The following is a 4,186-nucleotide window of genomic DNA, read 5'->3' on the forward strand; positions in this document are numbered from 1 at the left end:
GCTTGCTTCACCCCCCTGTCAGCCCTTTTTGCCTCTTTTACAAGACTCTTTTGAGCAAGATCCGCGAATTTCAGACTCTGTCCCAGATTCTTTTTCTGCGCCATCTCAAATATAATATAAGACTCATCTTTTGAAGGATCAAAACCACTGTATTTTTGCTCGAAGTTCTTTTCCAGCTCAATCACAGAGTTTTCGCGGCGTGCGACCTGAAGGTTGCTTTGGTCTTTATGAAGTCCAAGAGCATATACGGATGCTCCGGATACTTTTTTTCTGTTAGGGTTGCTTTTGTCTAACGAATTTGTATGAATCGATATAAAAAGGTTGCCTTTGTTTTCATTAGCGACTTTCGCTCTGTTCTGCAGCGTGACAAATGTGTCATTGTCTCGCGTCATGACCACTTTGACATCTTTGAGCTGTTTTTTTATCTTCGCAGCCAGTTTCTTTGCGACTCCAAGATTTATGTCTTTTTCCTTAACATTGTTGCCGATTGCTCCGGAATCATGTCCGCCATGACCCGCATCAATGACTACTGTGAATACATCCTTCTTTTTGGGCGCATCGTTTGAATACACTTTATGTTGAGGATAAACACTTAATAAGGAGAAAATTAAGATTAAAGAACCGATATTTATATGTTGTCTAAGATTCATGTCTTAAAATTTTATCTGCAAAGATACCTCTTTTTTCGCATCCTGAAAAAATATTTAAATTTTGTTAACGCAAAAACCGACTGTAGATTATTCTGATGCCTGTAAAATAAATAAAATATACTAACTTTGCATTTGAATGGAGTTTTGCTTGTAAGCCGATTGGTTGATGTGGGTTCGCAATTAATCGACTCCTTGAATAAATAACTTGAATAAGGTTGAAACGCGTCATGTCTTTAGTTACTGATAATTCAGATATTGAAATGATATACGGCTTCATTGAAGAGAATGCCCGAGAGGATATCAATAAGTTGTTATTGAGATACCATGGCAAGACTCTCCCCTATTCTCTCGATTTTGCCGTAGACCAGATTGTGGCGCGTCGTAAGACTTATTCCAAGTTGCCGTCGTTCGTATGCTTTAGAAAATTTCTTTTTCCGGATCTTATTTCATCTGAGCAGGCTTCCGATGAACGTGTAGCCGAGTATCACGCAGCTTTGGCTGGTTCCGGCAAAAAAATTCTTGACATGACTGCCGGGCTCGGGATTGATGCAATGTCGATGGCGATGAGGGGAAACGATGTGACAGCATGCGACATCGACCCAAATAAGATTGATGCGTTGCATCATAATGCGGAGGTTCTTGATATCCAAGGTATTCATCCATATTGTCGCGACAGTATCGACTTTATCAGGTCGGCAGGGAAATTTGATATGATATTTATTGATCCGGCAAGAAGGGATGCAAGCAGCCGACGAACATATTCTTTTTCGGATTGTACTCCTGATGTGATTGAATTCTTGTCGTTGATGCGTGAAAAAGCTGACAGAATATTGATAAAATCCTCTCCTCTTCTTGATATCACGCAAATTCTTAAAGAGATCGAATGCACCTCATTCATTCACATAGTGTGTGCCAAGGGAGAATGCAAGGAGGTTCTGGTCGAGATCTCTCGGAATGAAAAGTTTGGCGGAGTCCGCATTGTTGACCTTGATGATGCCGGCATAGCTTCTGACATCTCTTTCTCATACAACGAATTGAAAATGACAGGCACTGGTATCGCAAAGCTATCCGACTTCTCTTCAGGATGTTATCTTTATGAGCCTAATGCCGGAGTCATGAAACTAAAGATTCCAGGGGCATTGTGTATGAGATTTCCGGGTATAAAACATGTTTCACATAACACGTCTCTTTATGTGTCAGAATGCTTATATGATGATTTTCCCGGAAGGGTGCTGAAAATTGATTCAATTCCGGATAAAAGAGAATTGAAGGCAATCAAAGGTCAGAAATACAATGTGGTAACGAGAAACTATCCTGTGGATGTGTGTGTGTTACGAAAAAAAATCGGAGTTAAGGAGGGAGATGATAAATTTCTTTATGCATTCCGGGCTGCAATCGATAACCGACCTTTGATTTGCCTTGCATCAAAAGTCAAAAGAGTCACGACTGAGTAATTCAGTCGTGACTCTTTCAGTTATGATTCGGTCATTATACCTATTTAATTATACCGTCCCGCTCCATAAGTGCGTCTACAGTCGGTTTTTTACCTCTGAACTCAACATAAAGTTCCATAGGGTCTACGGTATCTCCAGCCTGAAGCATTTTACGGAATTTGGCTGCCGTCTTCGAATTGAATATTCCTGTTTCTTTGAATGCCTTGAATGCATCGGCATCAAGTGATTCTGCCCATTTATATCCATAATATCCTGCTGCATATCCCCCAGAAAAAATGTGTCCGAATGACGGAGAGGTCATGCAACCGTCTACAGCTTCAAAACATCTGACAGGGTTTTGCGCGTTCTTTTCGAACTCTTCAAGGTCGGCTGATGCCCTAAGTGGCGTCTCAAGAGTGTGATATGCCATATCGAGATATCCGAATCCAAGTTGACGCATGCAAGCATATGCGGCTCCGAATTGAGCGGATTTAACAAACCTGTCGATCAAATCCTGAGGCATTTTCTTGCCGGTTTCATAGTGTTTAGCAAAGCCGTCAAGATATTCTTTCTCTGTAAGATAATTTTCGTTGAACTGTGAGAATAGTTCAACAAAATCATGATCAACATTTGTGCCGCTCAACGAAGCATATTTTGCTTCGGATGACAACCCATGCAATGCGTGACCGAACTCGTGAAGGAACGTCTCAACTTCATATGGTGTAAGAAGAACAGGATTGTTGCCCACGGGTTTTGAAAAATTGCATACAATAGAAATCAGCGGGATGTTCTTATTCCCGTTGTCATCTTTGGTTTCACCTCTGAATTCTGTCATCCATGCACCGGGACTTTTGCCATCGCGATAAAAGAAATCAGCGTATAGGATTCCGAGTAGTTTGCCGTCTTTTTCATATACCTCATAAACCTTTACATCCGGATGATATTTGTCAATCTTCTCAGTTTCCTTGAATTTGTATCCATAAAGTCTTGTCGCAAGTCCGAATACTCCTTTGATTGTATTGTTAAGCTCAAAATATGGCTTCATGTCTTCATCGTTAAATGCATAACGTTCATTCTTCAGACGGTCTGCCCAGTAAGAATAATCCCATGCAGCAAGCTTGAATTCACTTCCTTCTGATGCCCTGGCGTATTCTTCTATTTCCTTAAGCTCGACTTTCATCGGTTCGCTATAAGCTTTTCGCAGATTCTCCAGAAAGTCCATTACATCCTCCGGAGTCTTTGCCATTGTATTCTGCAACTGGTATTCTGCGAAATTCTTCTTACCCATTATTTGCGCTATCTCAAGACGCACGTTAGCAATATCCCTCAGGATTAACGTGTTATCGAATTCACCACCGTTATTTCGGCTGTTGAAAAGTCTGTATAATTTTTCTCGAAGATCACGTCTGTCCGAATATTTCATGAATGGCTGATATGACGGTGCGAACACTGTGACAAGATATGAATCTCCATCATCCTCTTTTCCTTCCTGTTCAAGAGCGTCTCTTGCAGCTTCTCTGTAAGATTCCGCCACCGATTGCGGGATACCTGTCAGATCGCTTTTTTTAAGCCACATTCTTCGGGATGGCTCTTTCATTGCGTTTGAGACATTCTGTCCATACTTTACTGTCAGTTCAGAAAGTTCCGAATTCAATCTGCGAAATTTCTCCCTGTCAGAGCCCTTCAGGTCTGCACCGGAGAGTATAAATCCCAGATAAGTTTTTTCGATTAGCCGTTTGTCTTCAGGTGTAAGACTGATATCTTTGTCTTTGTTGTCATAAACCTGTTTCACTCTCTCCCACAGTTGAGTATTAAGCATTATATTTGAGGAATGCTCTGAAAGAATGGGTGTTACCCTGGCTACTACAGCCATTATAACTGTGTCGCCTGAGGCATTTTCAAGATTAGACAGAGCAAGGATGGACCTGTTGAGAATCTCACCGCTTCTGTCGAGCGCAACAATAGTGTTCTCAAATGTAGGAACGCTGCGCTGCTTTGTAATTGCATCGATTTCCTGATTCTGCAGCCTGATTCCTTCAAGCACCCCCTCTTCATATTGCTCCGGGGTCAGTTTTGAAAGAGGCATAGTGCCGAATGGAAGAT

Annotated in this window: 3 protein-coding genes; 1 reads left to right on the forward strand and 2 read right to left on the reverse strand. The window is 41.5% G+C overall.

Going from position 1 to position 4,186, the window contains the following annotated elements; translation table 11 throughout:
* A partial coding sequence (locus tag JX312_RS09820; protein ID WP_204457864.1) for an N-acetylmuramoyl-L-alanine amidase occupies positions 1–572 on the reverse strand: 572 nt, incomplete at its 3' end.
* Between the two features lie 305 nt (positions 573–877).
* Here JX312_RS09820 and JX312_RS09825 point away from each other — a divergent pair.
* Entirely contained in the window at positions 878–2,104 is a 1,227-nt protein-coding gene (locus JX312_RS09825) for an RsmD family RNA methyltransferase (RefSeq protein WP_204457865.1), read from the forward strand.
* A 40-nt stretch (positions 2,105–2,144) separates the two neighbouring features.
* Here the strand turns inward: JX312_RS09825 and JX312_RS09830 are convergent.
* Positions 2,145–4,186, reverse strand: a 2,042-nt coding sequence (locus tag JX312_RS09830; protein WP_204457866.1) for a M3 family metallopeptidase, incomplete at its 5' end; no start/stop codon positions are given.

Origin of the sequence: Barnesiella sp. CU968, from assembly GCF_905219685.1 — a bacterium.
In the GTDB taxonomy this organism is placed as follows: Bacteria; Bacteroidota; Bacteroidia; order Bacteroidales; family Muribaculaceae; genus Lepagella; species Lepagella muris_A.